At 48.1% G+C, this 25912-nt stretch carries 31 protein-coding genes and 3 tRNA genes; 12 read left to right on the top strand and 22 right to left on the bottom strand.

Annotation, left to right across the window (positions count from 1 at the left end):
- Positions 1 to 95: 95 nt before the first annotated feature.
- Positions 96 to 2114 carry an alpha amylase C-terminal domain-containing protein gene (locus tag HMPREF1212_RS06995; RefSeq protein WP_046148884.1) on the top strand — a complete coding sequence of 673 codons (2019 nt, stop codon included), beginning with the start codon at positions 96 to 98 and terminating at the stop codon, positions 2112 to 2114.
- 20 nt (positions 2115 to 2134) lie between these two features.
- Positions 2135 to 3112: a type I phosphomannose isomerase catalytic subunit gene (locus HMPREF1212_RS07000; RefSeq protein WP_046148885.1), complete on the top strand. Its 978-nt coding sequence runs from the start codon at positions 2135 to 2137 to the stop codon at positions 3110 to 3112.
- Positions 3113 to 3203: 91 nt separating this feature from the next.
- On the opposite strand, the gene HMPREF1212_RS07005 is transcribed toward HMPREF1212_RS07000, so the two are convergent.
- A complete protein-coding gene (locus tag HMPREF1212_RS07005; RefSeq protein ID WP_028728919.1) occupies positions 3204 to 4145 on the bottom strand; it encodes a ketopantoate reductase family protein in 942 nt (313 codons plus the stop codon).
- Positions 4146 to 4218: 73 nt separating this feature from the next.
- Entirely contained in the window at positions 4219 to 5079 is an 861-nt protein-coding gene (locus tag HMPREF1212_RS07010) for a pyridoxamine kinase (RefSeq protein WP_046148886.1), read from the bottom strand.
- A gap of 314 nt (positions 5080 to 5393) precedes the next feature.
- On the opposite strand from HMPREF1212_RS07010, the gene HMPREF1212_RS07015 reads away from it, so the two are divergent.
- Entirely contained in the window at positions 5394 to 5684 is a 291-nt protein-coding gene (locus HMPREF1212_RS07015; RefSeq protein WP_225608106.1) for a hypothetical protein, read from the top strand.
- A gap of 201 nt (positions 5685 to 5885) precedes the next feature.
- Here HMPREF1212_RS07015 and HMPREF1212_RS07020 read toward each other — a convergent pair.
- From HMPREF1212_RS07020 to HMPREF1212_RS07040, 5 genes are all read right to left on the bottom strand, one after another.
- Positions 5886 to 5958 (bottom strand) — tRNA-Lys (locus HMPREF1212_RS07020).
- Positions 5959 to 5982: 24 nt separating this feature from the next.
- Positions 5983 to 6055 (bottom strand) — tRNA-Lys (locus HMPREF1212_RS07025).
- A gap of 93 nt (positions 6056 to 6148) precedes the next feature.
- Positions 6149 to 6952, bottom strand: a complete 804-nt coding sequence (locus HMPREF1212_RS07030) for an MBL fold metallo-hydrolase (protein WP_046150270.1) — start codon at positions 6950 to 6952, stop codon at positions 6149 to 6151.
- A gap of 50 nt (positions 6953 to 7002) precedes the next feature.
- The gene (locus tag HMPREF1212_RS07035; protein ID WP_369800836.1) at positions 7003 to 8061 is read right to left on the bottom strand and encodes an asparaginase; all 1059 of its coding nucleotides are present in this window, start codon (positions 8059 to 8061) and stop codon (positions 7003 to 7005) included.
- 29 nt (positions 8062 to 8090) lie between these two features.
- A complete protein-coding gene (locus HMPREF1212_RS07040; protein WP_028728924.1) occupies positions 8091 to 8702 on the bottom strand; it encodes a trimeric intracellular cation channel family protein in 612 nt (203 codons plus the stop codon).
- Between the two features lie 159 nt (positions 8703 to 8861).
- Here HMPREF1212_RS07040 and HMPREF1212_RS07045 point away from each other — a divergent pair, with 159 nt between their 5' ends.
- Entirely contained in the window at positions 8862 to 10337 is a 1476-nt protein-coding gene (locus HMPREF1212_RS07045; RefSeq protein WP_028728925.1) for a DUF3943 domain-containing protein, read from the top strand.
- A gap of 148 nt (positions 10338 to 10485) precedes the next feature.
- Here the strand turns inward: HMPREF1212_RS07045 and HMPREF1212_RS07050 are convergent, their stop codons facing one another.
- A complete protein-coding gene (locus HMPREF1212_RS07050) occupies positions 10486 to 12129 on the bottom strand; it encodes an ABC-F family ATP-binding cassette domain-containing protein (protein WP_028728926.1) in 1644 nt (547 codons plus the stop codon).
- Positions 12130 to 12321: 192 nt separating this feature from the next.
- Between HMPREF1212_RS07050 and HMPREF1212_RS07055 the strand changes: the two genes are divergently transcribed.
- Positions 12322 to 12870, top strand: a complete 549-nt coding sequence (locus tag HMPREF1212_RS07055) for a 30S ribosomal protein S16 (protein ID WP_046148887.1) — start codon at positions 12322 to 12324, stop codon at positions 12868 to 12870.
- A 168-nt stretch (positions 12871 to 13038) separates the two neighbouring features.
- Here the strand turns inward: HMPREF1212_RS07055 and trxA are convergent, their stop codons facing one another.
- Positions 13039 to 13512, bottom strand: coding sequence for a thioredoxin (trxA, locus tag HMPREF1212_RS07060; protein WP_028728928.1), 474 nt, complete (start codon positions 13510 to 13512; stop codon positions 13039 to 13041).
- Positions 13513 to 13702: 190 nt separating this feature from the next.
- Here trxA and HMPREF1212_RS07065 point away from each other — a divergent pair.
- From HMPREF1212_RS07065 to HMPREF1212_RS27110, 3 genes are all read left to right on the top strand, one after another.
- A tRNA-Ser gene (locus HMPREF1212_RS07065) sits at positions 13703 to 13787 on the top strand.
- A 301-nt stretch (positions 13788 to 14088) separates the two neighbouring features.
- Positions 14089 to 14844 (top strand): hypothetical protein, encoded by a 756-nt coding sequence (locus HMPREF1212_RS07070; protein ID WP_046148888.1) that lies wholly within the window; start codon positions 14089 to 14091, stop codon positions 14842 to 14844.
- Between the two features lie 133 nt (positions 14845 to 14977).
- Positions 14978 to 15130: a hypothetical protein gene (locus HMPREF1212_RS27110; protein ID WP_198293255.1), complete on the top strand. Its 153-nt coding sequence runs from the start codon at positions 14978 to 14980 to the stop codon at positions 15128 to 15130.
- 23 nt (positions 15131 to 15153) lie between these two features.
- On the opposite strand, the gene HMPREF1212_RS07075 is transcribed toward HMPREF1212_RS27110, so the two are convergent.
- The 5 genes from HMPREF1212_RS07075 to HMPREF1212_RS07095 form a co-directional block, all read right to left on the bottom strand.
- Positions 15154 to 15921, bottom strand: coding sequence for an N-acetyltransferase (locus HMPREF1212_RS07075; protein WP_046148889.1), 768 nt, complete (start codon positions 15919 to 15921; stop codon positions 15154 to 15156).
- 7 nt (positions 15922 to 15928) lie between these two features.
- Entirely contained in the window at positions 15929 to 16774 is an 846-nt protein-coding gene (locus HMPREF1212_RS07080) for an AraC family transcriptional regulator (RefSeq protein WP_046148890.1), read from the bottom strand.
- A gap of 107 nt (positions 16775 to 16881) precedes the next feature.
- Positions 16882 to 17409: a signal peptidase II gene (locus HMPREF1212_RS07085; protein ID WP_046148891.1), complete on the bottom strand. Its 528-nt coding sequence runs from the start codon at positions 17407 to 17409 to the stop codon at positions 16882 to 16884.
- Between the two features lie 3 nt (positions 17410 to 17412).
- On the bottom strand, positions 17413 to 18000 hold the full coding sequence (locus HMPREF1212_RS07090; RefSeq protein ID WP_046148892.1) for a GrpB family protein: 588 nt from the start codon (positions 17998 to 18000) through the stop codon (positions 17413 to 17415).
- Between the two features lie 19 nt (positions 18001 to 18019).
- A complete protein-coding gene (locus tag HMPREF1212_RS07095; protein WP_046148893.1) occupies positions 18020 to 18409 on the bottom strand; it encodes a VOC family protein in 390 nt (129 codons plus the stop codon).
- Between the two features lie 108 nt (positions 18410 to 18517).
- On the opposite strand from HMPREF1212_RS07095, the gene HMPREF1212_RS07100 reads away from it, so the two are divergent.
- Positions 18518 to 19402 (top strand): NAD(P)-dependent oxidoreductase, encoded by an 885-nt coding sequence (locus tag HMPREF1212_RS07100; protein ID WP_007653089.1) that lies wholly within the window; start codon positions 18518 to 18520, stop codon positions 19400 to 19402.
- A gap of 79 nt (positions 19403 to 19481) precedes the next feature.
- Here HMPREF1212_RS07100 and HMPREF1212_RS07105 read toward each other — a convergent pair whose 3' ends face one another.
- From HMPREF1212_RS07105 to HMPREF1212_RS07135, 7 genes are all read right to left on the bottom strand, one after another.
- Positions 19482 to 20069: a sugar O-acetyltransferase gene (locus HMPREF1212_RS07105; RefSeq protein ID WP_046148894.1), complete on the bottom strand. Its 588-nt coding sequence runs from the start codon at positions 20067 to 20069 to the stop codon at positions 19482 to 19484.
- 37 nt (positions 20070 to 20106) lie between these two features.
- Positions 20107 to 20895: an aspartate dehydrogenase domain-containing protein gene (locus HMPREF1212_RS07110; protein ID WP_046148895.1), complete on the bottom strand. Its 789-nt coding sequence runs from the start codon at positions 20893 to 20895 to the stop codon at positions 20107 to 20109.
- Positions 20896 to 20961: 66 nt separating this feature from the next.
- Positions 20962 to 21417 (bottom strand): DUF3795 domain-containing protein, encoded by a 456-nt coding sequence (locus HMPREF1212_RS07115; protein ID WP_046148896.1) that lies wholly within the window; start codon positions 21415 to 21417, stop codon positions 20962 to 20964.
- Between the two features lie 6 nt (positions 21418 to 21423).
- Complete coding sequence (locus HMPREF1212_RS07120) at positions 21424 to 21840, bottom strand: DUF3788 family protein (protein WP_046148897.1); 417 nt, start codon at positions 21838 to 21840, stop codon at positions 21424 to 21426.
- A gap of 57 nt (positions 21841 to 21897) precedes the next feature.
- Complete coding sequence (locus HMPREF1212_RS07125) at positions 21898 to 22236, bottom strand: DsrE family protein (RefSeq protein WP_046150271.1); 339 nt, start codon at positions 22234 to 22236, stop codon at positions 21898 to 21900.
- 117 nt (positions 22237 to 22353) lie between these two features.
- Complete coding sequence (locus HMPREF1212_RS07130) at positions 22354 to 22587, bottom strand: helix-turn-helix transcriptional regulator (RefSeq protein WP_046148898.1); 234 nt, start codon at positions 22585 to 22587, stop codon at positions 22354 to 22356.
- A 7-nt stretch (positions 22588 to 22594) separates the two neighbouring features.
- Positions 22595 to 23026, bottom strand: coding sequence for a hypothetical protein (locus HMPREF1212_RS07135; protein WP_046148899.1), 432 nt, complete (start codon positions 23024 to 23026; stop codon positions 22595 to 22597).
- 243 nt (positions 23027 to 23269) lie between these two features.
- Here HMPREF1212_RS07135 and HMPREF1212_RS07140 point away from each other — a divergent pair, with 243 nt between their 5' ends.
- Entirely contained in the window at positions 23270 to 23698 is a 429-nt protein-coding gene (locus HMPREF1212_RS07140; protein WP_046148900.1) for a pyridoxamine 5'-phosphate oxidase family protein, read from the top strand.
- A gap of 64 nt (positions 23699 to 23762) precedes the next feature.
- Complete coding sequence (locus HMPREF1212_RS07145) at positions 23763 to 24698, top strand: helix-turn-helix transcriptional regulator (protein WP_046148901.1); 936 nt, start codon at positions 23763 to 23765, stop codon at positions 24696 to 24698.
- Positions 24699 to 24860: 162 nt separating this feature from the next.
- Here HMPREF1212_RS07145 and HMPREF1212_RS07150 read toward each other — a convergent pair whose 3' ends face one another.
- On the bottom strand, positions 24861 to 25214 hold the full coding sequence (locus HMPREF1212_RS07150) for a winged helix-turn-helix transcriptional regulator (RefSeq protein ID WP_046148902.1): 354 nt from the start codon (positions 25212 to 25214) through the stop codon (positions 24861 to 24863).
- Positions 25215 to 25380: 166 nt separating this feature from the next.
- Here HMPREF1212_RS07150 and HMPREF1212_RS07155 point away from each other — a divergent pair, with 166 nt between their 5' ends.
- Complete coding sequence (locus HMPREF1212_RS07155) at positions 25381 to 25908, top strand: DJ-1/PfpI family protein (protein ID WP_007653110.1); 528 nt, start codon at positions 25381 to 25383, stop codon at positions 25906 to 25908.
- Positions 25909 to 25912 lie beyond the last annotated feature (4 nt).

The following is a 25912-nucleotide window of genomic DNA, read 5'->3' on the forward strand; positions in this document are numbered from 1 at the left end:
CATGGGTTTGATGCAAAATTAAGAAATATCCCGGGAATATCAATACGGTATGTTTTTTTCTTTTATCTTTGCGCTAAACCAATCTCAAATAAATCATGGAGTCGCTGAATCTAATAAAGAATGACCCTTGGCTTGCCCCTTATAAAGAGGCGATAGAAGGACGGTATCAATACGTTATTGACAAGGAAAAGAGCTTGACTAACAAGGGGAAACAAACCTTGTCGGAGATGGCTTCCGGGTATCTGTACTTCGGTTTGCATAAGACCAACAAAGGGTGGGTGTTCCGCGAATGGGCCCCGAATGCCACAGCTATCTACCTTATAGGTACGTTCAACAACTGGAAAAAAGAGGAACAATATAAGATGAGACGCCAGGGCTACGGCGTCTGGGAAATTGCGCTCGAAGAAGAACTTCTCCACCACGAAGACCTGTTCAAGCTGCTGGTCGAGTGGGACGGAGGTAGCGGCGAACGCATCCCGGCCTGGATACGGCGTGTCGTACAGGACGACGCCACCAAGATATTCAGTGCCCAGGTATGGAACCCGGCTGTGCCGTATAAGTTCAGGAACAAACGGTTCAAACCCAATACCGCCCCCCTGCTGATCTACGAATGCCATATCGGTATGTCGACCAACGAGGAGAAAGTGGGCTCATACGATGAGTTCCGCCGCAACATCCTGCCGCGCATCGCCCGCGAAGGCTACAACGCCATCCAGATCATGGCCATACAGGAACATCCGTATTACGGCTCGTTCGGTTACCATGTGAGCAGCTTCTTCGCCGCCTCGTCGCGTTTCGGTACGCCCGAAGAGCTGAAAGAACTGATAGACGACGCACACGGCATGGGCATCGCTGTTATCATGGACATCGTGCATAGCCACGCCGTCAAGAATGAAGTGGAAGGACTCGGCCGTTTCGACGGTTCCTACAACCAGTATTTCCTCAGCGGTTCGCGCCGCGAGCATCCGGCCTGGGACTCGCTTTGTTTCGACTATGGCAAGAACGAGGTACTTCATTTCCTGCTCTCCAACTGCAAATTCTGGCTCGAAGAATATAAGTTCGACGGTTTCCGCTTCGACGGTGTTACTTCCATGCTCTACTATAGCCACGGGCTGGGTGAAGCCTTCTGCAATTATGGCGATTACTTCAACGGACATCAGGACGGTGATGCCATCGCTTACCTTACGCTGGCCAACAAGCTGATTCACGAGGTAAACCAGCATGCGATCACTATCGCCGAGGAAGTGAGCGGCATGCCCGGCCTGGCAGCCAAGTACGAAGACGGCGGATATGGCTTCGATTACCGCATGGCGATGAATATCCCCGACTACTGGATCAAGACGATCAAGGAGAAGAAAGACGAGGACTGGCATCCGTCGTCCATCTGGTGGGAAACGACCAACCGCCGGGCCGACGAAAAGACGATCAGTTATGCCGAAAGCCACGACCAGGCTTTGGTAGGAGATAAAACCATCATCTTCCGCCTGATAGATGCCGAGATGTATTGGCACATGCAGAAGGACGACCATAACTTCGTGGTTGAACGCGGTGTCGCACTCCATAAGATGATACGCCTCGTGACGGCTTCGACCATCAACGGCGGCTACCTCAACTTTATGGGCAACGAGTTCGGGCATCCCGAATGGATCGACTTCCCGCGCGAAGGCAACGGATGGTCGCACAAGTACGCACGCCGCCAGTGGGAGCTGGTAGACAATATGGATCTTAAGTACCACTACCTGGGCGACTTCGACCGCGAGATGATCGAACTGATCCGCAGCGTGAAGAATTTCCAGTCTACCCCGATACAGAAGGTGTGGGACAGCGATGGCGACCAGATACTGGCCTATATGCGTAAAGACCTCGTGTTCGTATTCAATTTCAGCCCTTCCAAGTCGTTTACCGACTATGGCTTCCTCGTCCCCGCAGGCGAGTATGAGGTGGTTTTGAACACGGATGCCGCCCGTTTCGGTGGTTTCGGCCTGGCGGATGATACGATACATCATTTCACACAATTCGACCCATTATATAAAAAAGAGAAAAAAGAATGGCTTAAACTTTACATACCGGCACGCAGTGCTGTTGTATTGAGAAAAGTAAAGGTAAAGAAATAACCAAAAAACAGAAACACAGTATGTTATATCCAATGACATTCAAGCCTATCCTCAAGAAGATCATTTGGGGGGGCTCAGACATCTGCCCGTTCAAGGGTATCACACCGGTAGAAGAAGGTATCGGTGAAAGTTGGGAACTTTCGCACGTGGAAGGTAACTATTCAATAGTAGAGAACGGCGAGATGGCCGGCAAGACGCTCGACGAAATGATACGCCGCTACGGCACTCAGTTGCTGGGTGAGAAGGTGATCGAGCAATTCGGTACGACTTTCCCCCTGCTGATCAAGTTTATCGACGCCCGCGATGATTTGTCGATCCAGGTACATCCCGACGACGAACTGGCAAAGAAACGCCATAACTCTTTCGGTAAAACGGAAATGTGGTATGTGATAAATGCCGCCAAGGGAGCTGCCCTCTATTCCGGTTTCTCGCAGCAGATCGATGCCGACGAGTACGTGAAACGGGTGGAAAACAACACCATAATGGACGTTCTCCAGCGTTATGAAGTGACACCGGGCGACGTGTTCTTCCTGCCCGCAGGCCGCGTCCACGCTATCGGCTCCGGATGTTTCATCGCCGAGATCCAGCAGACCAGCAACATCACTTACCGTATCTACGACTACGACCGCAAGGATGCCAACGGCAACGGACGCGAGTTGCACACGGAGCTGGCCAAGGATGCCATCGACTATACCATGCTGCCCGACTACCGCACGCATTACAAGGCTCATACCAACGCAACGGTTGAGCTGGCCGACTGCAAGTACTTCACAACCAACCTGCTGGATATCGACACGATCATGGTGCGCGACTTCTCCGAACTCGACTCCTTCGTGGTATATATCTGCATGGGCGGCAAGGCTTCCATCCGCGATAACAAAGGAAACGAGATTTTCGTCCATCAGGGACAGACGGTGTTGATCCCGGCCGATACCCAGGTGGTGACGATCTCCCCGTCGCCCGATGCCAAGTTCATGGAAACTTATATAGGCGACTGATCCTATACCTTATTATAACAGGCGAGCCGGAAACTTTCATTTCCGGCTCGTTCTTTTTTATCTGTACCGCTCGTTGTTGTATGCTGCCGCCCTAGATGCTGCGTCCGGGGTAGGGGAACTGCGTCAGTCCCTTGTACATGAACTGGTAGGTGGGGACGCTGATGCCCAGCGCTTTGGCTTCGCGCACCACGTAGCCGGTCAGTGTCTCGACTTCCGTCTGCGAACCCTTCCGGAAGTCACTGTGCATAGAGGTGGTCGATCCGTTCGGCATCATCTTCTGCGACTGGATGGAGGAGAACACGATGTCGTCCGGCAATTCGATGCCTTTGGCCTCTGCAACGCTCTTGAGCTCGTATCCGAGGGTGATAAAGAAGTCGTTGTGGTTCTCTATCACATCGTTGATCGGCTCGTTGAAGTAGGAGGTGATCGTGGCGGCGGTCGAGATCATAAAGAATTTCTTCCAGATCTCCTTGTCGATATCGTCGGGGTTGGTCACTGCGATGCGTGCACGGTGCAGTATGTTGCGGAGCGTATATTGATGCTCCCAGTCCTCATAGTTGCTGCCGAAGAAGAGGCGGTCTTTCAGCGTGAACTTCTCCACATGTCCGGGAGATACCAGGCGCGCGCCGATATAGACGCAGCCTTTCCATACCTTGTTGGCGGGAACCATCTGCTGGATCCGTTCGGTAATGTCGGCACCGTTGAGCAAAGGGATGATAACGGTGTTAGAGCCGATCACAGGCGCGAGGTGCTTCACGTTATCTTCGAGGTCGTAACTCTTCGTACACAGGAACAGGTAGTCCACCGGCCCTATCTCGGCCGGGTTGTCGGTTGCCAGCGTCGGACGGGTAGTGATCCGCCTGTAGGATTTTTTTATCTGTAGTCCGTTCTCTTTGATGGCTTCCAGGTTCTTACCACGTGAGATGAAAAAGATATCCACGTCGTCGTTGTTTTCGTAATAGGCAGCCAGCGAACCACCATAGTATCCGCCCACGGCCCCTATTCCGGAAATAGCAATTTTTACTTTACTCATATCTGTTATATAGGAGTTTTCAAGTTTATATTCTTAATGGTAGCGCAAAGATGAAAAATAAAATCGAATCCTCTTATACGAGTTTGAGTTCTTTTAGAAAGTCGGGAAAACTTTGTTCAAAATTAACACCGAACCGATAATCAGTCTTTGCCTTATAGGTGCGCCGGATACTGTCTGCCGTAAAATTCACCGCGATGGCAGCCGACTCGGTCAGGCTGAAATCGTTCATCAGGGCCGATAGGAGGGCACTGGCGAAGACGTCGCCCGTCCCGTGGTAATAGCCCGGTATCTTTTGGGTGAAAACGTAGTCGATCGTGTCGGTAGTCCGGTCGTAAGTGGCCGCCCCGAGTTGATCCTCCTTGAAGTAAACGCCTGTGAGTACGACCTTTTGGGGCCCCAGTGCCCCCAGCTTGCAGAGCGTGCTCTCGATGTAGGCGTGGGTATAAGGGCCGGGATGGAACGGCTCGTCGAGCAGCAGAGCCGCCTCGGTCAGGTTGGGGACGATGATATCCGCTTTCTCGCAGAGTGACCGCATTCCGGCGGCAAACTCACGGGTGAAGATGGTATAGAGCTCGCCGTTGTCGCCCATCACCGGGTCGACCAGGATCAGGTTGTCGTCGCGGCGGAACATATCGAAGAATTCCTTTACGATGTCCTGTTGCTCGAACGATCCGAGGAAGCCGGTGTAGATGGCGTCGAACTTGAGGTCGAGCGACTTCCAGTGCTTCATGATCGGCCGCATATCGTTGGTGAGGTCGCGGTAGGTGTATCCGCTGATGCCTCCGGTATGGGTCGACAGGATGGCGGTGGGGAGGGCTGCTGCCTCGATACCGGCTGCCGAGAGGATGGGTAAAGCTACTGTGAGTGAACATTTTCCGAAGCCGGAAAGGTCGTGTATGGCTGCGACCCTTTTTTGGTGTGTCTTATTCTTCATTTTCTTACTTTTTATATCAATACAACAAGAGGCAGCCAGGAAATGTTGGGAACCGTTCGGGGTTGTTTTCCTGACTATCAAAAATAGGCAGTTTTTGGCAAAAACGAAACAAAATTGTTATGAAATGAGTAAATTCTTTTCCCGGAGGGCGTTTTTGTCTTTTTTAGAGGATTTCCTTCCGGATGTGCCCTACATTTATAAATATCGTAACCGAAATAGCTGAAGATAGGTGTAAAACAATGGTTTTGGTGGAATATCTTTACATCAAAGTTTTTGAGAGCTTTTTCGAGCCTGCTTGATTAAAATTTACATAGATGATTACAGTTGAAATGACTTTTGCTAAAACTGATCTCTTCCCGTTGTGGTCGGGAGGAGGCGAAAAGGTACAGAGATCAATGTTTGTTTCCCGTCGGCGGAAACGTGGTGCTTCACCGGTATGGGGTTGTGACGACTCAGCAAATGGTAAAAAAGAAGACCAGGAAGCGAGCTACAAACCGGATTATACGGGTGCTTTTATTACGGACTGGGAGATCTCCGGTGAAATACATATACCGGAAAAGGGCAATAGACCCGGTTCTGATTTTATAGTGGATTGGATAAATTAAAATGTGAGAATAGTTTTTTTTATGTAATTGGTGAAATCATACTTTTTACTCTATAACGTTAATCCTCATATCTAATAACGTTGTATCCCAAGCCCTTCATGGGGCAAACATCCGCTCTGTTCGTGAGAATAGGGCGGTTTTTTTGCTATGCCGTAATACGAAAATAGTCTTTTACAGAAATCTGTAAAAGACTATTTTTTGTGACCCGGGAGGGGCTCGAACCCTCGACCCAATGATTAAGAGTCATTTGCTCTACCAACTGAGCTACCGAGTCAACATGTGTTGGTTTTTTATAGAGTGACCTGGGAGGGGCTCGAACCCTCGACCCAATGATTAAGAGTCATTTGCTCTACCAGCTGAGCTACCAAGTCATTCATGCCTCAGGTTGTTTCCTGATTGCGGGTGCAAAGATAGAGGTTTAATTTTTCTTTGCAAACTTTTCGCCCGCTTTTTTCAAAGGAATTTTACTCGAATTCAAAAATATCAGACGGCGTGGTGCGCTTAAGTGCTACAAGAGAGACATCTTTGCCTACCCGAACCCCCTCCTGAAAAAGACGAATATCGATCGTCTTATAGGCAAGTTCCGGATGGTTATTGTCGCGGCTCAGGTGGCACAACCAGATATCTTTCAGCTTCGGGTCGTAGTTGGCGGCCAGAAACTCGGCAGCTTCACGGTTGCTCAGGTGGCCGGTCGGACTGGCTACGCGCTCCTTCAGGAAGGCCGGATAAGTTCCGAAGCGGAGCATCTCCTCATCGTAGTTTGCTTCGATGATCAGGTGGTTGGCCATGCGCATATAACGGGTCACCGTGTCGGTGATATGGCCTACGTCGGTGGCGAAAGTGAATTTATGCTCGTCGTATTCTATATAATAGCCTACGTTGTCGGTGCTGTCGTGAGGCACTTCGAAGGCCGTGATGTTGAAGTCGCGGATGGTAAAGGGAACCTCCTTTTCGATGATCCGCCGTGAGGTGTACAAAGTCTCTTCCACATACCGGCTCTTCTCTATTCCCCGGTGAACATCGGCGGTAGTATATATCGGGAGGTTCATTTTCTCACCCAGGCAACCGACGGTTTTAATATGGTCGGCATGGTCGTGAGTGATCAGGACAGCCACGATTTTAGATATGTCGATCGCTTTATCTTTCAACACCTTCTTGATGGTACGGATACCGATACCAGCATCAATCAATATCCCGAATTCGGGAGTACCCAGATAATAGCAGTTACCACTGCTTCCACTTGCTAAGCTTAGAAATGATAGTTTCATATTCTTCAAATCCGCATCGCGGCTCATTCTGTTTTACATAGTATATATATTCAAGAACGGAACGCATCCGGGATCGTCACTTCCCCGATGAGCGAACAGTTCATGTGATCCTTCACCTCCTCCGGACTCAGTCCGTGGCCGAAAAGGAACATCAATTTGGTGACGGCACTTTCCGTCGTGCTGTCGAACCCGCTTATTACGCCGGCTTCGAGCAATTTATGCCCTGTCTCGTACCGGTGCATTTCCACGCTTCCGGCACAGCACTGGGTGACGTTGACAATCACGATTCCCCGGTCTACCGCATCCCTGAGCATAGTCAGGAACCAGTCGTAGCTGGGGGCGTTGCCGCTTCCGAACGTTTCCATCACCACCCCTTTCAGATCCGGGATATTGAGGATGCTTTCCACTACCTGGGGAGAGATCCCGGGGAAGAGTTTAAGTATCGCAATGTTCCGGTCGAGCAGGTAATGCGGTTTGAGCGGTTTGCGCGAAACCGGGTGATAGACCTGCCCCGTATCGTATTTGATATAAATACCCGCATGCGCTAACGCCGGGTAATTATAGGAGCGAAACGCGTTGAAGTTGTCGGCATTGATCTTGCTTGTCCGGTTGCCCCTCAGCAGGTCGTTCTCGAAAAAGATGCATACTTCGGGCACCACCGGCACGCCGTTTTCCTTGGCTGCGGCGATTTCGATCGCGGTGATAAGGTTCTCCTTTCCGTCGGTACGCAGCATCCCGATGGGTAGTTGCGACCCGGTGAAGATAACCGGTTTGCTCAGGTTTTCGAGCATAAAGCTCAAGGCGGAGGCTGTGAACGACATCGTGTCCGTGCCGTGCAGTATCACGAAACCGTCGAACTGGGCATAGTTGTCGGCAATAATTTTCACAATCTTCATCCACGATTCCGGCCCCATTTCCGACGAGTCCATCGCCGGGTCGAACTGGATGGTCGACACCGAATAGCCCAGCTTCTTCAGCTCCGGCATGTTATCTCTAAGATGCTGGAAGTTAAAAGATTCAAGTACTCCGGTTTCGGGATTTTCAATCATTCCGATTGTACCGCCTGTATAGATTAGCAAGATAGAAGCCTTATCCTTCTGATCGTTCATGTTTACTGTCATAGTGCAAAGGTAATAAATTATTCTTCTCCCTTCAATACCGGGACGCTTATGTGATACTTTACGGCTATAATGCGCATGAGGAATACTCCCAGGGCCGACGAGAACTGTGTTATGGCCGGGCTAAGTCCCGCCAGCATACAGAGGTAATACACAAATCCGCCGAACACGCAGGCCAGTGCGTAAATATCTTTCCGGAAAATCAGGGGTTCTTCGTTAATTAATATATCCCGTATCATCCCTCCGAACGAACCGGTGATCGTCCCCATCACGATAGCCACCCACATAGGGAAGCCGAACTCGATCGTTTTGGCGATACCCACCACCACGAACAGTCCCAGACCGATCGCGTCGAAGATAAAGAAGGTGTTGTTCAACCGGATAACGTATTTACGGAAAATGATAACAAACAATAACGCAAGTGCCGATACTGTTAAATAAGATGTCTGTTCCATCCAGAACGGTGTGGCATTTAGTAGAATGTCGCGTACCGTACCTCCACCAACGGCTGTGACTAACCCGACCACATATGCCCCGAACCAATCAAATTGTTTGGCAGAAGCGAGTCGGATACCGCTAATTGCGAATGCAAAAGTTCCGGTATAGTCGCAAAAGGTGATAAAATCTATCATTTTGTTTTTTCTGCAAAAATAAGTATTTCCTTTGGATTGTGGATGTTTATAGTGAGACAACCTAACAATAATTTAAACCAAACGAGTCCTGTACTGTTAATTATGTATAAGTTTGCATGAACGAAAAGGTATATGCATAGGTTAAAAGATTGTTAGAGAATGAAAAAGATTATATGGATGGGATTGCTTTCCTTGTTCTCGCTCCAGTGGGCATGGGGGCAGCATTTCCCTAAAATGGATACGAGAAATTACGTGAGCGACTCCACTTATTTCATGCCGAAGAAGCCCTGGCTGGCAGCAGCTGAAGTGTTCGGATTGAACATGGGGATCTGGGCATTCGACCGTTTCGCCCTCAACGCCGACTTCGCACGTATCAACGGACATACGATAAAGAGCAATTTCCGACGCGGCCCGGTTTGGGACACCGACATGTTTTCGACCAACCTCGTGGCGCATCCCTACCACGGTTCGCTCTATTTCAACGCCGCCCGTAGCAATGGGATGAACTTCTGGCAATCAATCCCTTATGCGGCAAGCGGAAGCCTGATGTGGGAATTTTTCATGGAGAACGAACCGCCTTCGATCAACGACCTGCTGGCCACCACCTTCGGGGGCGTGGAACTGGGCGAGATCACCTACCGCCTTTCGGATCTTTTTATCGACGACCGTACGAGCGGTGCCGAACGTGTTGGCCGCGAGATCCTCTCCGGCCTGATTTCTCCCGTCAGGGGGATCAACCGCCTGATCACAGGGGAGGCCTGGAAGCACCGGGCGCATAAGGGAAGAACTTACTCGTACGTCCCCGTGAACTTCATACTGACCGTCGGGCCGCGCTTCCTCGCCGAGCAGGAACATTCCAAGCATGGGACGACCAGTATGCATGTCGGCCTGCGGTTGGATTACGGCGACCCGTTCGAAGATAAGTTCTATTCGCCCTACGAATGGTTCCAGTTGCGTGCCGGGTTCGACTTCTTTTCGAGCCAGCCCGTCATCACCCAGGTGAACGCCATCGGTGCCCTGTGGGGCAAGCGTGTTTGGGAGAAAGGAGCCCGTTCGCTCACCGCCGGAGTTTTCCAGCACTTTGATTATTACGACTCGCAACTACGTTCGAGCGAAGGAGGGAAGGTGGCGCCCTACCGCATCTCCGAAGCCGCAGCTGTGGGAGGGGGGATCATCTATTATAAGCGGGCCGAACCCGACGACAAGGTGGATGCCTTCGGCTCGTTCTACCTCAACGGTGTGGCGCTCGGCGGTGGCTCGTCCGACTATTTCCGCCTCGACAACCGCGATTACAACATGGGAAGCGGCTACAGCGCGAAGGCCTTCTCCGGTTTGACTTACAATCGCCACTGGGCTTTCTTGCTCAACCTCGAGAACTACCATATCTTCACCTGGAAAGGATACGACCCGGATATCGACCTCTCGACCGTCGATCCGCACACTTTTAACGTGCAGGGCGACAAGGGACATTCGCGCCTGACGGTGATGGAGGTGCGGCTGATGTATCTTTCCGACAAGAAGTGGAATATCAGCCTGTCGAACCGTTATTTCTCGCGCCGCACCCATTATACCTACCACGACGACGTGAACCGTTCGACTTACGACCTGCGTCTCAGCATCGGGATGAAGATCTGACGGGGAAACCCGTGTATGGCCGAAAAAAAAGATGCCTGCCTTTTTCCGGAAAGCATGTACCCCCTTGCGTAAAAGGGCGCATCCTCTTTGGGAAAAGGTAGGCATCTCGCCGGAAAGGATTTCGCGATCCTTTTGCCGGCAGGCTGTATCAGTTCTTTTTCGACCGTTCCAGCTCGTTGAGGTTTTCCATCTTCTTGCGTTGGAGGAACTCGTAGATACCCTCCAGATGTTCCGTCACCCGCTGGTTGCCGAACTCGTAGACTTTGGTTACCAACCCGTCGAGGAAGTCGCGGTCGTGCGACACCACAATCAGCGTACCATCGAAGTCGAGCAGCGCCTGCTTCAGGATGTCTTTCGTTTTCATGTCCAGGTGGTTGGTCGGCTCGTCGAGGATCAGGAGGTTGACCGGCTCGAGCAGCAGCTTGATCATCGCCAGGCGCGTGCGCTCACCCCCCGAAAGAACCTTCACTTTCTTGGTCGAATTTTCGCCGCCGAACATGAATGCGCCCAGCAGATCCTTGATCTTGTTGCGCACGTCGCCTACCGCCACATCGTCGATCGTTTGGAACACCGTCAGGTTCTCATCCAGCAGTGAGGCCTGGTTCTGGGCGAAATAGCCGATCATCACGTTATGCCCGATCGTCAGCGTACCGTCGTGTTCGATCTCTTTCATGATACATTTCACCAGTGTCGATTTACCCTCGCCGTTCTTACCGACAAAGGCAATCTTGTCGCCCCGCTCGATAGTCAGGTTGGCGTTGCGGAACACCGTGTGGTCGCCATACGACTTCGCCACGTTTTCGATCGTCACCGGATACGAGCCGGAGCGGGGCGAAGGCGGGAATTTCAACCGCAAAGCCGAGGTGTCCTCTTCGTCGACCTCCAGTATCTCCAGCTTTTCGAGCATCTTGACACGGCTCTGCACCTGCAAGGTCTTGGAATAGGTTCCCTTGAAACGTTCGATAAACTCGCGCGTCTCGGCAATCATCTTCTGCTGCTCGTCGAAAGCCTTCTGCTGCTGCACGCGGCGTTCCTGGCGGAGCTGGAGGTAACTGCTGTAATTCACCTTGTAGTCGTAGATGCGTCCCATCGTCACCTCGATGGTACGGGTGGTGATGTGGTCGACAAACGCGCGGTCGTGGCTGATCACCACCACCGCCTGTCCGTTCTCGATCAGGAAATCCTCCAGCCACTGGATCGACTCGATATCCAGGTGGTTGGTCGGCTCATCGAGCAACAACACGTCGGGCTTCTTCAGCAGCAACTTGGCCAACTCGATACGCATCCGCCAGCCACCGCTGAATTCGCTGGTCTGGCGTGTGAAGTCCTCGCGCTTGAAACCCAATCCGAGCAGCGTCTTTTCGATGTCGGCGTCGTAGTTGATCTCCTCGATCGAGTAGAACTTCTCGCTCAGGGTCGATACCCGTTCGATCAGCTCCATGTAGCTGTCCGACTCGTAATCCGTGCGCGTCTCCAGCTCTTTGTTGATCGCTTCGATCTCGGCCTCCATCTCATGCAGGTGGGCGAATGCCTGCGCCGTCTCCTCGAATACCGTGCGTCCGTCCTCGGTCATCAAATGCTGTGGAAGATAAGCGATTACCGTATCTTTTGGGGCCGAAACCTTTCCGCGGCTCGGTTCGCGTACCCCGGCCAGTATCTTGAGCAAAGTCGATTTGCCCGCCCCGTTCTTACCCATCAGGGCGATCCGGTCTTTCTCGTTAATCACGAAAGATATATCTGTAAAGAGGGCGCTGCCGCCAAACTCTACTGTAAGTCCATCAATTGAAATCATACGTACATTATATATATAGTAAAAAGAAGGCGCAAAGGTAGGAAAAATGTTCGTATAAGCAATCCCGCACCCGCTATGCCGATGGAAATGTAGGTTTTAGGAAGAAAAATACCCGCTTAATATTTGTTTTATGTGCATAAAGCACTATCTTTGCACCCGCTAATACAAACAGCGTAAAATAATAATTCAAACATGGCAACAAAAATTAGATTGCAAAGACACGGTCGCAAAAGCTACGCTTTTTATCAGATCGTAGTCGCAGACAGCAGGGCTCCACGTGATGGAAAGTTTATTGAAAGGATAGGTTCTTATAATCCGAACACTAATCCTGCTACAGTAGATTTGAACTTCGAAAGAGCTTTGTATTGGTTACAGGTAGGTGCACAGCCTACAGACACAACTCGTAACATTCTTTCACGCGAAGGTGTATGCATGAAGAAACACTTATTGGAAGGTGTTAAGAAGGGTGCTTTCGACGAAGCAGCAGCGGAAACAAAATTCCAGGCTTGGTTGAAAAACAAACAGGCAGCAGTTGAAGCAGTAAAGTCTAAGGATAGCGAAGCAGCCAAAGCAGCAGAAAAAGCTCGTTTGGATGCAGAAAAAGAAGCTAACAAGGCAAAAGCTGAAGAAGTAGCTAAAAAGAAAGCAGAATTAGCAGCCGCCGCTGCAGCAAAAGCAGCTGAAGAAGCAGCAGCAAACGCTCCTGTAGAAGAAGCTCCGGCAGCAGAAAGCGCAGAATAATTCGTGCAAAATGCCAAATAAAAAAGAGGATGTCTCGCTGAGAGATATCCTCTTTTTTTATGTCTGTATCCGTCACTCTTTGTCCGGTTGCTTTCCCGCTTCTATAAAACAAAAGAAGTTGTAAAACATAACATCTTACAACTTCCTTCAAATCCGCTCGTCCGGATTTTATTTCTTGCCCAACAGGAAACCGTTGATCTGTTCAACAAACTGTTCCTTTGAAAGTGCGCCCTGAGCCAGCTGCGGTTTGCCTTTTGCCGGGATGAACAGCAGGGTAGGGATGCTTTGTATGCCGAAAGCGGCAGCCAGTTCCTTCTCGTTGTCGACATTGATCTTATAGATGATGATGTCGTTCTTATACTCTCCGGCCAGTTCCTTCAGGATAGGAGCCACCTTCTTGCAGGGGCCGCACCAGTCGGCATAGAAATCTACGATACAAGGTTTCTCACCTTCGTAAACCCACTCCGATTGGTTTTTCTCGTAATTATATACCTTGGTCAGAAAATTAGCTTTGTCCAAAACGACAACTTCGCCCTGGGCTGCCACCTTTTCCGTTTCATTCTTATCCGATTTGGCCGACATGGAACAGCTAACGAGCAGCAGTACCACCGAAATCAAGAATAAATCTTTCAACTTTCTCATATAAAACTTATTAATTCATTGATAATTATTAGATACAAAAATAGTAATAAAAAGAATATAACCCTCATCCAGTTTCCCTAAAAGAAAAATATTCATGTGAAAAGAAAAAAATGCTCCGGAAAATTAGGAGATATGAAAATTATCACTACCTTTGCACCGCAATCGAGAGAAAACGATAGCAAAACGTACTGGAGAGATGGCAGAGTGGTCGATTGCGGCGGTCTTGAAAACCGTTGAACTGAGAGGTTCCTGGGGTTCGAATCCCTATCTCTCCGCTGAGTATAAGAAGTCCTTGTAAACTTAGGTTTATGAGGATTTTTATTTATTAATACATTGATAATATGAAGCAGTTTGATTTTGAAGCAATATTCAATTATTATTCTGATGATCCTTATATCTTTACACCTTCCGTTTTAGAAGATTTCAAAAATGAGGATATTGAATTACCTGATAATTATAATATATATTTTATAACCTGGACTAAATTTTATAACCTGGACTAACAGGGCATGGTTTCTTGTAGATAGTTTGACCTTTGATAATAAAAGGAATATTGTTCAAATATGTATTGTTATTATGAATCAATATGACAGGAATATTATGTGTGTTCAATTTGAAGTACCAAACGAGGTGAAATCAATAGAAGTTTCAGACTTTCCCCATAAATATCTGATATTTAAAAACTCGAAAAATGAAGAAATACAGACATTCCATATACATGATTTTTTGCTCAAACATACTTCTATATTATTTGAAGTCCTTTATATCGGTCGTTCATATGGTGTGAAGAAGAAATTGAATATTGTGGATAGATTGTATAATCAAAATCATAAAGCCTTGAAATCTATATTGATGAATATCACAGAGTTGAACCCAGATAAAGAGGCGCTTATTATGGCTTTTAATTTTAGACATAAACAAAAGATATTTAGTACTGGTTTTGAATACTTTGAGTCTACGTATGAAAGAGAAAAAAAGAGAATAAATGCATTTAATGAAATGCATATCCCAAGGAAAATAGAGGTAGATATTATAGAAGAAATTTTAATTAATTATTTTAGACCAAAATATAACAATTATTTGAAGCATAGTATAGATGCTTTGAATACAAAAGCTGCTCGTTTTTTTGTGGGTGTAGATATTTCTGGACTTGTTGTAGAGTTTGCTACCAAGGAGACAGGTGTACACCTATATACAGATATAGTTCCACCGAAAAGAATTCATCTAATAAATATTCCAATGTTCAAAGATGAAAGCAGATTAGTCCCTTTTAATGAATCAGATATCGAGTCTTCACGCAAAAAGAATATAGATTTTTATTTGGATATGTGAGACTTATTGTCTTGTAATATATAACTTATTATTGTTTTAACTAGTTGCTTGTTGACTTCAAATTGCATATAAGTCTCTGTACTTATAAAAGTAAATTATAAATTGTTGAGTTTATATTTATATGTGTAGTTCAATGTTTTATAATTTGTTACAGCGATATACAGTGATTGTGTTAATCGGCATCCTATTGAGTTTCGGTATTGCACTTCTGATAGGTTATGCCGGAGGTCTTCCGGCGAAGCTGCTGTTGTTCGAATTGGAGTCGCCCGCTGACTTGTTCGAGTAACCCATCCGTTGGCAGACGGGCGATTAAATCCCGACAATCTTCTCGAACCGTTTCTCCATACATACGCTGACGTCAGTTGTAACGAACTTCCCGTTGTAGAAAAGGGTGAATATGGTAGCCGGGGTAGGAGCGTCTTGTGCCTGTTCCATCGTCTCCAGTTTGATGATTTTAAGCGGTATACCTTTCCTTTCGGCCACCTCTGCCAGCGTACCGCGCACATGAAATTCCGTGAACGGGCAACGGCTGGTGTAATAGACGACCACGCCCTTCTTTTCCTCACATTCTCCGCTTCGCACACTTGCTTTGAACGACGGGTCGGGGGCTTCGGAGTCGATTTTCAAAGCCAGCAGGCTGAAACCGTCGGGCAGTTTTTCCACCGTTTGGAAACCCTGGTGCAAAAGCCATTTGGTGTCGCTCATAAAATGGAACTTGGATGTACCCGCTACGGTGACCAGCCCCGCCTTTCCCTGTGCTCTGGCATCGTCGATGGCGGATTGCAGCAGGGCCTTTCCATGCCCGCATCCTTTATATTGCCCTGAAACCCAGAAACAGTTTATCATCAGATAGCCGGGAGCGTTGACAGGAACCCAGGCCTTCTCGGCGGGAACATATTCGATGAATACCTTGGCACGTTCGTCAAGGCGGCGGAAAACGTATCCGTTGTCGAATTCTTTCCTGAGCCATTCTTTTTTCAGCTCGTAACTTTCCTTGCATTTTTTGTCGGAGAAGGCGCAACAAATATGTTCGGTTGCGATATTTTCCTTCGTCAGGGTGATGTATTTCGTTTCCATGATGATCTTATTTTATGGGTATGTAAATCTTGGTTAGAGTCGCCTCGCTGTCCGTTCCGGTATAATGGATGTATTCCTCGAAAGGCATACCGTGGCGGATAGTGTGGTTGAAGCTGATGCTGATGTTGTTGTAAAACTCCTGTAGGTTGGAATAACTGCCTTTCAACGTATAAACGGCATATCTCCCTTTCCGCAGTCGGAGTGTGCCGAAGACGCCTGCCGCTTCGATCGGTTTATCTACCGTTGCACAGGCGTAGAAGCGGCATTGTCCGGCTATGGTGACGTTCGGATCGTCGAAACTCAGACCAATAAAGCGGGTGGCGGCGGATAGTGCCTGCTTTTCTTTCAGGAACTTCATCAGTTTGTTCCAGGCCGTTTCGTAAGGCATTTCCTCTCCGTACTGTCCCACGATGCGGATATAAATCAGATTCAGATCTTCCTCCTCACAGATTTCCGAAGGGACGGTTTCGTATTTGCCGCTGCTGCTTTTCACATATTCTTGCAAGCGGGCGTTCAACTCGTTAATATAGGCTTTCGGCGAGATACCGAACAGCTTCCTGAAAGCTTTCGAGAACGATTGCGGATTGTCGTAACCTACCCGCGCGGCCAGTTCGACAAGTGTCATTTCCTCCGTCTGCATATACATGATAGCCCGTTCCATCCGCTGTCTGGCCATGTAGGCATAGAGGGATTCGTCGAGGGCGGAGCGCATGATGCGGAGCAACTGCCGCCGGGATACGCAGATCCTTTCGGCTATTACATCCAGCTGTAACGGCTGGTGCAGGTTAGCGCTGATGTAGTCGATTACCTGGTTCACCTTTTCCTGATAGATATTTTCGGTACTGCTTCGCATACTTCTGATTCTTTAGGGACAAAAGTAGGCAATCTATACTGATCGGGAGTTGTCCAATCCGGCCAAATTCGTTTTCGTTTCGATTGCTTCCTGTTTGTCAGCCTCTTCTATCTGTTGCGGAGCTGGTTGATGACCTCTTTTATTTCTGCCGTATTTACTTTTTCCCTGTGCTTGTGTACATATATAAGAAGGAGAACAACAAAACAATTATTGTATAAATCCTTCAGATCGAAAACAAATAGGGGTTTGAGGTAAATGAAATCCAATACCCCCTTTTCCCAGACGATATTACCGAGTAAAGCACAGATCAGTCCCGCAATTTGGAAGGTGATGCCGATGTCGAGGAGCTTCGTTTTTTTTGACAGGCTTCTGAGGAAGACGTATAATGCCAGTATGATACATTCGGCCATGGCGAAGATGACCATGTGGATCCAGAAGCCCATATTGATATTCAGTTTCTGGTTCAGAAGATAGTTGACGTAGCTGTGTTTGTCGTTGAATACCGGACTGAACTCGAATAGCGAGGGGATAATCTCAAAATGGGTATCCATATAAAAATGATAGATCACAATCTTTGTCGCCTGATCGATGATGACCAGTAGAAATATCCACCATATAATCTCTTTGGTTTTCATAATTTATTCCGTGTTTGTGGGATAGGTAATCTGTTCTTTTGCCTGGTTTGTTATCTCTCGGATGAAATTGGTTTTCGCGTTGGTGTAGCCGTCACGATCGTGTTCGTATAGCTTTTGTAGTTTGACCTTTAACTCACCGTAGACCTTGGCCGTATCGGGATGGGCGAGGAGATAGTCGCGGAAATAGAGTTCGTCCCAGTCGCCGGAGTATCTTATGTGGAGATGGAAGGCTTGACCTTTAAATCCTTCGGGCGTATATCCTTTCATAAACATCATGTGGGGAGGCGGGTTGTCGGGTTTGTGGCAATAGATATAACCTGCTGACTCGATAGTTGGGATGAGGCGGACGGGATCGGTTTCCTGCTGTATCTCCAGCAAAATGTCGATCGTCGGTTTGGCTGTCAGGCCAGGGACGGCAGTGCTTCCGATATGGTTGATACGGATGATGTTTTCCGTTCCGATGGTTTTTATGAGCAGCTCTTTTTCTGTTTCGTAACGTCCGGGCCACTCCGGGTTATGGGGCGACAGTATAATAGGGAACAGTTGCCAAAGTTCCTCGTTGCTCATTTCGTTCAAGTTCTTTTTTTTCATGATGTTTGTTTTTGACAGGTTACTCCGGTTCGTCCGTATCCAGGCAGAAAGGATGGCCGGCGGGGTCGATCAATGTGCGGGAAGTTTTGAAATATTGCTCACCGGCAAGGCGTGCTCCCAGACTGAGGGCGTGGCGGACGGCTTCTTCGAGGTCGTCCACATAGAAGTCGAGGTGCAGCATCTGCCCTTGTTTCCCTGCCTGCCAGGGCCAGACGGGTGGTTCGTATTCTTCAATTTCCTGGAAGGCGATGACCATACCGGCGGGCGAAGTGATGGCTGACCAGCCGTTTGCCTGCGGGTGTGTCCACTCCCAATTCAGAAGCCGGCTGTAAAAACATGCCATGATACCTGCATCCTTGCAATCGACGACGACGTTGATTTTGCTGATTGTAGCTTTCTTTGTTTCCATGTTCCCAAAGGTAGGATAAGTTTTCGATTTGTAAGAATGGAGGGGGATAATTCCGCTTTGTGGGAAGAAAGGGCTATCTTTGTGTGATAAAAATAAGTAAAAATTCCGATGTTTAAGAAACTTGTGGCGATAGAGCCTGTAAGCCTGATTCCATCAGCAGAAAAGAAATTGCAAGATTTTGCGAAAGAAGTTATTATGTACGACGATATACCCTCCGGCGATGAGGAGGTGGCAAGCCGTATCGGGGATGCGGACGCTGTTTTGTTGAGTTACACCTCGCGGATTGGGCGGGCGGCACTGGAAAAGTGCCCGAACGTCCGGTATATCGGGATGTGTTGCTCGCTTTACTCGCCGGAAAGCGCGAATGTCGATATTCGCTATGCGAACGAACGGGGTATCGTTGTCACCGGTATCCGCGATTATGGCGATGAAGGGGTGGTGGAGTATGTCATCAGCGAACTGGTGCGTTGCCTACATGGTTTTGAGCAGGAGGCGTGGGACGATATTCCCCGTGAGATTACCGGGATGAAAGTCGGTATCGTAGGACTGGGTAAGTCCGGCGGCATGATAGCGGATGCCTTGAAGTTTTTCGGGGCTGATGTTGCCTATTTCGCCCGGAGCGAGAAAGAGGCGGCACGCGGGAAGGGCTATCGTTTCCTGCCCCTTGGCGAACTGTTGTCGCAGAGCGAAGCCGTTTTCTGTTGCCTGAATAAGAACACCGTCCTGTTGCATGAAGCCGAATTCGGGCAGTTGGGCAATAAAAAGATACTGTTTAACACCGGTTTGTCTCCGGCCTGGGACGAGGCTCCCTTCATGAAATGGCTCGAAGGCGACAATCTCTGCTTCTGCGATACCGCCGGAGCATTGGGAGACAGCCACCTGCTGAACCATCCGCATGTACGTTGCATGCAAGTCTCGACAGGACGTACGCGCCAGGCTTTTGACCGTCTGAGCGAGAAAGTGTTGGCAAACCTTTCAGCCAATTGCAAATAAACAGAGTTGGAATAGGTAGCATGCGGATAATCACTGAAAAATATTAATTATCAGTGTTTTATCCGCGTGCTCTATGTTTTTATATCGTTTTGACAACCTGGCAGGGATTTCCGACCGCCAGACTGTTGGAAGGTATTGACTGGGTGACAACGCTTCCGGCACCGATTACGCAGTTATCACCGATAGTAACGCCGGGCAGTACGATTACTCCGCCACCAATCCAGACATTGTTTCCTATCGTAATAGGAAGCGCTCTTGTACGAAAGAACAGCTCTCCCGAGTTTTCATCCCAGTCTTCCACAAATCTCTCGGACGCACTTACCGGGTGGGTTGCAGTGTAGAGTTGCACGTTGGGAGCTATCAGGACGTTATTTCCTATCGTTATATAATTGTTGTCGAGGAAGGTACAGTTCATGTTGATAATCACTTTATCCCCAATAAAGATATGTTTGCCGCATTCGCAGTGGAAGTTTATATCGACTCTCGAATGTTTTCCGACGCGACCGAATAGCTCATGCAGCAAAGCCGTCCTTGCTTCGCTGTCTGAAATGTCGGTCGAATTGAATTCCGCAAGCAACTGTTTGTTACGGACGATCATATCAAACACTTCTTTATCCAGGCGGTTACAATATTCTCCCGACAGGAATTTCTGATAGTTGGTTTCCATAATGACTGTTTTTTCGGTAAGGATTGTTATGAACCTCTTAAAAGACGATGGGTGAGGTGATGTTCAGCAGCGTATTCACTACTGACCAACCGGCTATCTCGGCTGTCGCGCTGTAGACGTCGATTACGGCATGTACCTGGTCGTTCCTGATCTCTACCCGTTGTGTATCGCCCGTAAATCCGGGGGTGGACTGCATTGTGACCTGCATGTTCCCGGGGCCTACCGAAGCCCGTGAGGCGGCAACGGTGACATTGACCTTGGTTGGGAAGAGCTTGATGGCTTCTATTGCGCTTCCGGAGAAGACGGTGCGTTGTTCCGTTTGCAACGACTCGTCGTAAACGGGCGTGCCTTTCAGGGCGTTGGGGCCCTTCTCGTTGAAAAACTTCGCGGAGGCATTTCCCATCAGGGAAGCCGTCCGTAACACATCGAAACCGCCGGTTGCTCCGGAGGCCAGGTAGACGCGCGTGCCGTGTGCTTTGGCTGTTTCCGAGACTTCGCGGTAGAAGTCGTCGTCGGCAAGTGCTCCGATAGAAAGGGTTACGATTGAAGTACCGTTTTTCAGGGTGGGGATAGCCAATTCCCTCATGGCGGCAGGCGAGGCAGCTTCCACCAGGTAATCGGGTTTCAACGCCAGCAAATCTGCTATGGTTGTACACGCTAGGCAAGGTTTTCCCTGTTCCTGCATCCGGGCGGCCATGCTTTCGGCCTTCGATACCGTACGGGAATAGACACCAACTAAATCATATTCAGGCAAAATGCCTTTGATAACGGCTTCGGCGACGATACCGCCTAGCCGTCCGCATCCGACAATTACTAATTTCTTCATGATGGACAAAGGTACTCAATGTTTTCAAATGCCTTTGATTACAGGAAATAAATTACTGTTATTCGGTTAGTATCGAGGAACATCTTTTATCTCCTCATAATAGTTTTCGATGCCGATTTTCCGTATTTTTTCGTTGATGGAGATGAAACGTTTTTGCAAATGTTCGTCGAACCCGGTTTGTTCGCAGGGGAAGGAGGTACATTGAAAACAAAAATCGACACCCTTCTCACGGAAACAATCCCTGACATGGCAACTTTTGAACAGGGCACATGCCTGTTCGCGGCAGCCGTTGCATTTGGTTTCCGAGAAATAATGCAGCATCATTTTGAAACTCTGGTAGTTTTCGAAGACTGGTTCGTCGAGCATGGTGACAAAGCGTTGGGCATAAACATCGAAGTTACCCAGGCTTTTGATGAGTTCGGTGCTGTGTTTCTGTATGTTGCCACCGTTGAAGGCAAAGCAACCCCCGCAGTGAAGTCCGCAAGGGGCGATGTGTTTCTTTATGATTCCGTTAGGTTCCATATATGTTTATTTTAATCCTTTCTTGAAAAGTATCATAGACAAGGCATCTTTCACCTGCTCTTTTTCGGTGATGACAACGCTCATGGGGATGAGTTTTCCGCTAGGTTTCGCCTGGTAGAATTCCTCTTTGATGCTTTCCGTAATTTCCATGTCGGCGATACGATCCAGATGCTTTTCGGTGAAGTAGGAGGTGGTTCTGAAGTAGTTCTGGTAAACAACCAGCCACGCGAGGTTTTTCTTCTTCGACAGGACTTTGCACAACCAGACCTTCCCGTCGTTGTAATAGTTCCATTCGAGTGTAAGGCCGGCGGTTTCAGCCGATGCGCTGAATGTTTCGAATGCAGGAAAACTAGTCTCCAGAACGTCGGCAAGGACTTCATTAGTGGGGAAGATGTTTTTGTCTTTTAAAATAGGAAGTTCCATAATGTTGTGTATTTCAGTGTGAAAAATAAAGTTTATTTTGTAGGTATATCTTGCAAATCAAAGAGTCAATACTTTTTCTCCGTTTTTGAGATATTCGGTTAGCGGAGCTCCCATATATCTGACGGTAACTCCCAGTTTCTCGATTACAGGTTTCACTCCGAACCTTTCGCAGCAGTCCTGGCAGGCTTCGACGGTGACACCCGTTTGAAGCATTTCCAGAATTTCCGTTTGAACCTGTGTGTCCTGGGCGGCTAACTTTACGGAAGCTCCCCAAAGAATCACATTCACTTCCTGCCACCAGCCTCTCTTTTGGGAGTTGAGGGTGTACATGGCTAACATATTGAATATGGTGTCTTTATTGTCGGTTGTCCAGAGAATGTTTAATTTGTCGTTCATGGTAAGATGATTTATGTATGAAGTTTTGTCTGGTGGCAAATGTATGAAAAAGAAACGGTTCTTCCTCTGTTTCATTTTCTTGTTTTACCGGCGTGCTTCTTTTATGTACTTCTGTATTTATTTGTTTGTTGTTATTTCCTCCTCTTTATTCAACTGAAAAATACTTTCGACCGGTGCTTTGAAATATCTGGCTATTCTCAAAGCAAGGACGGTTGAAGGGGTATATTTGCCTGTTTCGATGGTGTTGATGGTTTTGCGCGTCACGCCGATGGCTGTGGCTAAATCCTCCTGGCTGATGTTTTTCATCGCTCGATAGACTTTTATTTTATTGATTAGTTCTTTGCTTTCCATCTTACTCTTATTTATATAACACTAACCGGTGTACGCCTACGGTTATAACGGCAACGAACAAAAGGATTAAACAATATACCTTGACCGGAAAGTTGATATAATCGTCTACCAGATAAATGAACATTACGCATATAATGGTAGAGAATAAACCACTAGTGCGTGCCCTGCAATCGAAACTTTTGTACATTTCATTACCCAAAGCATTGGATAGCTCCTTGCTGTTCTTGATTTCACGACAAAGGAGCAGGTTCTTAATCGTTCCATAAAAGAACAATAAACCGAAGATCGCAGAGATGATACCACATATGTTTATCACTGGTTTGTCGAAAGGGAATTGGGCTAAAATCCCTCCAATCATCCAAATTCCAAAACTGATCATCTGTAATAACATGACATTAAATCTTGCTTTTTCCGTTTTTTCAATGATAGATGCTTCCATAAGACTAAACGTGTTAACTAGTGTTTATTAATATAACTCTAAGGTGTTTAAAAGCAACCTTTAGGTTACAAATATAAATAGTAATTAATATATATCCTATTTGTTTCCCTCTTTTTTTGTATAAATAGCGAAATAAAATCTTCTTTGTAGGAAAATAATCTTTTCCCTCCTGACATACTGTTGTCACCCCCGCCCCATACCTTTGTCCCATAGTTCGAGTATAAACATTAAAAAGCTACGAAGATGGAATTAAAATTGTATTATTTAGGAGAGGTTTCCGGGATGACGAAAGAGCAGGTAAAAGAAGCCGAAAAGTTTATCAAGGGATTTGAGTACGGCATCATCGCCACCTGCAATGCCGAGACAGGCCCGCGTCTTTCGGCCTTGAACAACCTGGCTGGACAAACATTGCAGCAACTCCATTTCGCGACAGAAGCCACCACGCAGAAATTAGCGAACCTCCGTCAGGATCCGCGCTGCGAAGTGATGTATGCTACGCTGGAAGGCGGCCAGATGCAGGTTGCAGGTCAGGTCGAGATTGTCACCGACGTGGAACTGAAACGCGAACTTTGGCAAGACTGGATGAACGAATACTCCCCCGAAGGCCCTACCGGCGACGGCATTTGCATCATTCGCCTGATCCCCCAATCAGTCCGGGCGATGATTTGCTAATCGTTCGACAGATAACCGGAAAGTTGATATCTTTGTAAAAAAATCAACTGAAGAAACACGTACAATGAACCGTCTGGAACGAATATCCGCTATCCTGGTCAAGCTGCAATCCCGCCCTGTTGTCACGGCAAGCGAGATAGCGGAGCAGTTCGGAGTAAGTCTCCGGACGGTTTATCGCGACATCCGTGCGTTGGAAGAGTCTGGCATCCCTGTCGGTGGCGAGGCCGGGGTAGGGTATTCGCTGGTGGACGGTTTCAAGTTGCCGCCCCTGATGTTCAATACCGAGGAGGCTCTCTCTTTCCTGGTGGCGGAGAAACTTGTCAGCCATCAGACCGACGGCGATACCTACGGACTGTTCCGCAGTGGCATGGATAAGATACGTGCAGTGCTGAAAACGGCCGAAAAAGATATCCTTCATCATTTCGACCAGTACATCCGGATTTCGGGGAGTTACAGTGCACCGCCTGCCATCCCCGGAAATGTCCTTCAGCCGCTTCTGAAAGGCTTGTTGAATAAGAAGCAATTACTGATGACCTACCGTGCCGGCTATAACCATCAACTCACCGAGCGGACGGTCGAACCCCAGGGCATGTTTTTCTCGAGAGGTATCTGGTATGTCCTCGCCTGGTGCAAGTTGAGAAAGGATTACCGTACTTTCCACCTGGGAAGGATTGTCCATCTATCTCTGACCGAAAACGATTTTGAGGAAGCACATCCTCCGCTTGACGAGCTGATAGAGCAGGTCTATTATTCTGAAGTCGATATCGAGGTGAAACTTCGTGTCCACCGCGATGTCGCACGCGATACGGAAGTCTCCAAATACACTTACGGACTTTACGACGAGCAACCCGACGGGGAGTATTACCTCCAGAAATACCAGACCTATTCGCTCGAAGCATTCGGCCGCTGGTATCTCTCCATTGCCGACCGCTCCGAGATTATCGGGCCGCCCGAACTCAAAACGGTCGTCAGGGAGTTGATTACGAAAATTAAGCTGTAACGCCGCGTTACCGGATGACTTTGCTGCCGGTTACTTTCTTCCCTTGTGCAAAAAGCACGCATCCCATTTTAGAAAAGGATACACCCTCTTTCGAAAAAGGATGCACCCTCTTCAAAAAAACATGCATACTCTGGATGAAAATAAATGTCTCCTTCCGGCGATTTACTGCCCGGCAGTCTGCCGGCTCGTCAGTATCTCGTCCATGTTTCCGACCGCCCAATTTACAAGGGATTCGATATGTGGCATCAGAGTTGTGCCCAGTTCCGTGAGGCAGTATTCCACACGGGGCGGCACTTCGGGATATACTTTGCGGTGCACCAGGCCGTCGGCCTCCAAAGTCCGGAGCGTGACGGTCAGCATCCGCTGTGAAATATCGTCGATGGTCTTGTGAATGTCGCTGAAACGCATCGTGCCGTTCACGTTCAAAGTAGTCAGGACAAGCATCGACCATTTGTCGCCCAGCCGGCTGAGCACGTCCCTTACCGGACAATTTCCTGTGGGGTGAAAATTTTTCATTTTTTTTCCTTTTTCTATCAAGCTGAAATTCAATAATAGTTACCTCTGTGTAAGTAGCTTATCCCGGAGTGCGTTCTTGTTTGTTTCGCACGGAACGTCTACATTTGCTGCACAAAGGTAATAAACTTACGAAAGGTAACTATTGTTTCACTTAATAATTACAATTATGTCAAAAAGAGTAGCAGTTTTAGCAGTAAATCCGGTAAACGGATCAGGTTTGTTCCAGTATCTGGAAGCATTTTTTGAAAATGGAATTTCTTATAAGGTGTTTGCTGTTGCCGAAACGACAGAGATTAAGACTAATTCGGGTATCAAGCTGACGGTGGACGATGTGGTAGCCAACCTGAAAGGGCATGAGGACGAGTTCGACGCTTTAGTGTTCGGTTGCGGGGATGCCGTTCCTGTGTTCAGCGAAAACGCCGGAAAGCAGTACAACCAGGATATGCTGGCTGTCATCAAAGCCTTTGGTGATAAAGGAAAGATGATGATAGGCCATTGTGCAGCTGCGTTGATGTTTGAAATTGCAGGCGTTGCGAAAGGTAAGAAAGTAGCCGTACATCCGCTGGCAAAACCTGCCATCCAATCCGGACTGGCCACCGACGAAAAATCTGAAATAGACGGAAACTTCTACACCGCCCAGTGCGAAAATGCCATCTGGACGATGCTACCGAAGGTGGTTGAGGCACTGAAATAAGAAT

This window comes from Parabacteroides sp. HGS0025 (genome assembly GCF_000969845.1).
Lineage (GTDB): Bacteria > Bacteroidota > Bacteroidia > Bacteroidales > Tannerellaceae > Parabacteroides > Parabacteroides gordonii.

Coding starts and splice junctions, on each gene's coding strand:
- HMPREF1212_RS07115 (WP_046148896.1), bottom strand. CDS start 21,417: ATGGAACCTAACGGAATCATAAAGAAACACATCGCCCCTTGCGGACTT.
- HMPREF1212_RS07140 (WP_046148900.1), top strand. CDS start 23,270: ATGGAATTAAAATTGTATTATTTAGGAGAGGTTTCCGGGATGACGAAA.
- HMPREF1212_RS07105 (WP_046148894.1), bottom strand. CDS start 20,069: ATGGAAACCAACTATCAGAAATTCCTGTCGGGAGAATATTGTAACCGC.
- HMPREF1212_RS07135 (WP_046148899.1), bottom strand. CDS start 23,026: ATGGAAGCATCTATCATTGAAAAAACGGAAAAAGCAAGATTTAATGTC.
- HMPREF1212_RS07000 (WP_046148885.1), top strand. CDS start 2,135: ATGTTATATCCAATGACATTCAAGCCTATCCTCAAGAAGATCATTTGG.
- HMPREF1212_RS06995 (WP_046148884.1), top strand. CDS start 96: ATGGAGTCGCTGAATCTAATAAAGAATGACCCTTGGCTTGCCCCTTAT.
- HMPREF1212_RS07005 (WP_028728919.1), bottom strand. CDS start 4,145: ATGAGTAAAGTAAAAATTGCTATTTCCGGAATAGGGGCCGTGGGCGGA.
- HMPREF1212_RS07155 (WP_007653110.1), top strand. CDS start 25,381: ATGTCAAAAAGAGTAGCAGTTTTAGCAGTAAATCCGGTAAACGGATCA.
- HMPREF1212_RS07015 (WP_225608106.1), top strand. CDS start 5,394: ATGATTACAGTTGAAATGACTTTTGCTAAAACTGATCTCTTCCCGTTG.
- HMPREF1212_RS07050 (WP_028728926.1), bottom strand. CDS start 12,129: ATGATTTCAATTGATGGACTTACAGTAGAGTTTGGCGGCAGCGCCCTC.
- HMPREF1212_RS07145 (WP_046148901.1), top strand. CDS start 23,763: ATGAACCGTCTGGAACGAATATCCGCTATCCTGGTCAAGCTGCAATCC.
- HMPREF1212_RS07090 (WP_046148892.1), bottom strand. CDS start 18,000: ATGAAAAAAAAGAACTTGAACGAAATGAGCAACGAGGAACTTTGGCAA.
- HMPREF1212_RS07095 (WP_046148893.1), bottom strand. CDS start 18,409: ATGGAAACAAAGAAAGCTACAATCAGCAAAATCAACGTCGTCGTCGAT.
- HMPREF1212_RS07045 (WP_028728925.1), top strand. CDS start 8,862: ATGAAAAAGATTATATGGATGGGATTGCTTTCCTTGTTCTCGCTCCAG.
- HMPREF1212_RS07100 (WP_007653089.1), top strand. CDS start 18,518: ATGTTTAAGAAACTTGTGGCGATAGAGCCTGTAAGCCTGATTCCATCA.
- HMPREF1212_RS07150 (WP_046148902.1), bottom strand. CDS start 25,214: ATGAAAAATTTTCACCCCACAGGAAATTGTCCGGTAAGGGACGTGCTC.
- HMPREF1212_RS07130 (WP_046148898.1), bottom strand. CDS start 22,587: ATGGAAAGCAAAGAACTAATCAATAAAATAAAAGTCTATCGAGCGATG.
- HMPREF1212_RS07070 (WP_046148888.1), top strand. CDS start 14,089: ATGAATCAATATGACAGGAATATTATGTGTGTTCAATTTGAAGTACCA.
- HMPREF1212_RS07085 (WP_046148891.1), bottom strand. CDS start 17,409: ATGAAAACCAAAGAGATTATATGGTGGATATTTCTACTGGTCATCATC.
- HMPREF1212_RS07080 (WP_046148890.1), bottom strand. CDS start 16,774: ATGCGAAGCAGTACCGAAAATATCTATCAGGAAAAGGTGAACCAGGTA.
- HMPREF1212_RS27110 (WP_198293255.1), top strand. CDS start 14,978: ATGTTTTATAATTTGTTACAGCGATATACAGTGATTGTGTTAATCGGC.
- HMPREF1212_RS07040 (WP_028728924.1), bottom strand. CDS start 8,702: ATGATAGATTTTATCACCTTTTGCGACTATACCGGAACTTTTGCATTC.
- HMPREF1212_RS07110 (WP_046148895.1), bottom strand. CDS start 20,895: ATGAAGAAATTAGTAATTGTCGGATGCGGACGGCTAGGCGGTATCGTC.
- HMPREF1212_RS07010 (WP_046148886.1), bottom strand. CDS start 5,079: ATGAAGAATAAGACACACCAAAAAAGGGTCGCAGCCATACACGACCTT.
- HMPREF1212_RS07055 (WP_046148887.1), top strand. CDS start 12,322: ATGGCAACAAAAATTAGATTGCAAAGACACGGTCGCAAAAGCTACGCT.
- HMPREF1212_RS07075 (WP_046148889.1), bottom strand. CDS start 15,921: ATGGAAACGAAATACATCACCCTGACGAAGGAAAATATCGCAACCGAA.
- HMPREF1212_RS07030 (WP_046150270.1), bottom strand. CDS start 6,952: ATGAAACTATCATTTCTAAGCTTAGCAAGTGGAAGCAGTGGTAACTGC.
- trxA (WP_028728928.1), bottom strand. CDS start 13,512: ATGAGAAAGTTGAAAGATTTATTCTTGATTTCGGTGGTACTGCTGCTC.
- HMPREF1212_RS07035 (WP_369800836.1), bottom strand. CDS start 8,061: ATGAACGATCAGAAGGATAAGGCTTCTATCTTGCTAATCTATACAGGC.
- HMPREF1212_RS07125 (WP_046150271.1), bottom strand. CDS start 22,236: ATGAACGACAAATTAAACATTCTCTGGACAACCGACAATAAAGACACC.
- HMPREF1212_RS07120 (WP_046148897.1), bottom strand. CDS start 21,840: ATGGAACTTCCTATTTTAAAAGACAAAAACATCTTCCCCACTAATGAA.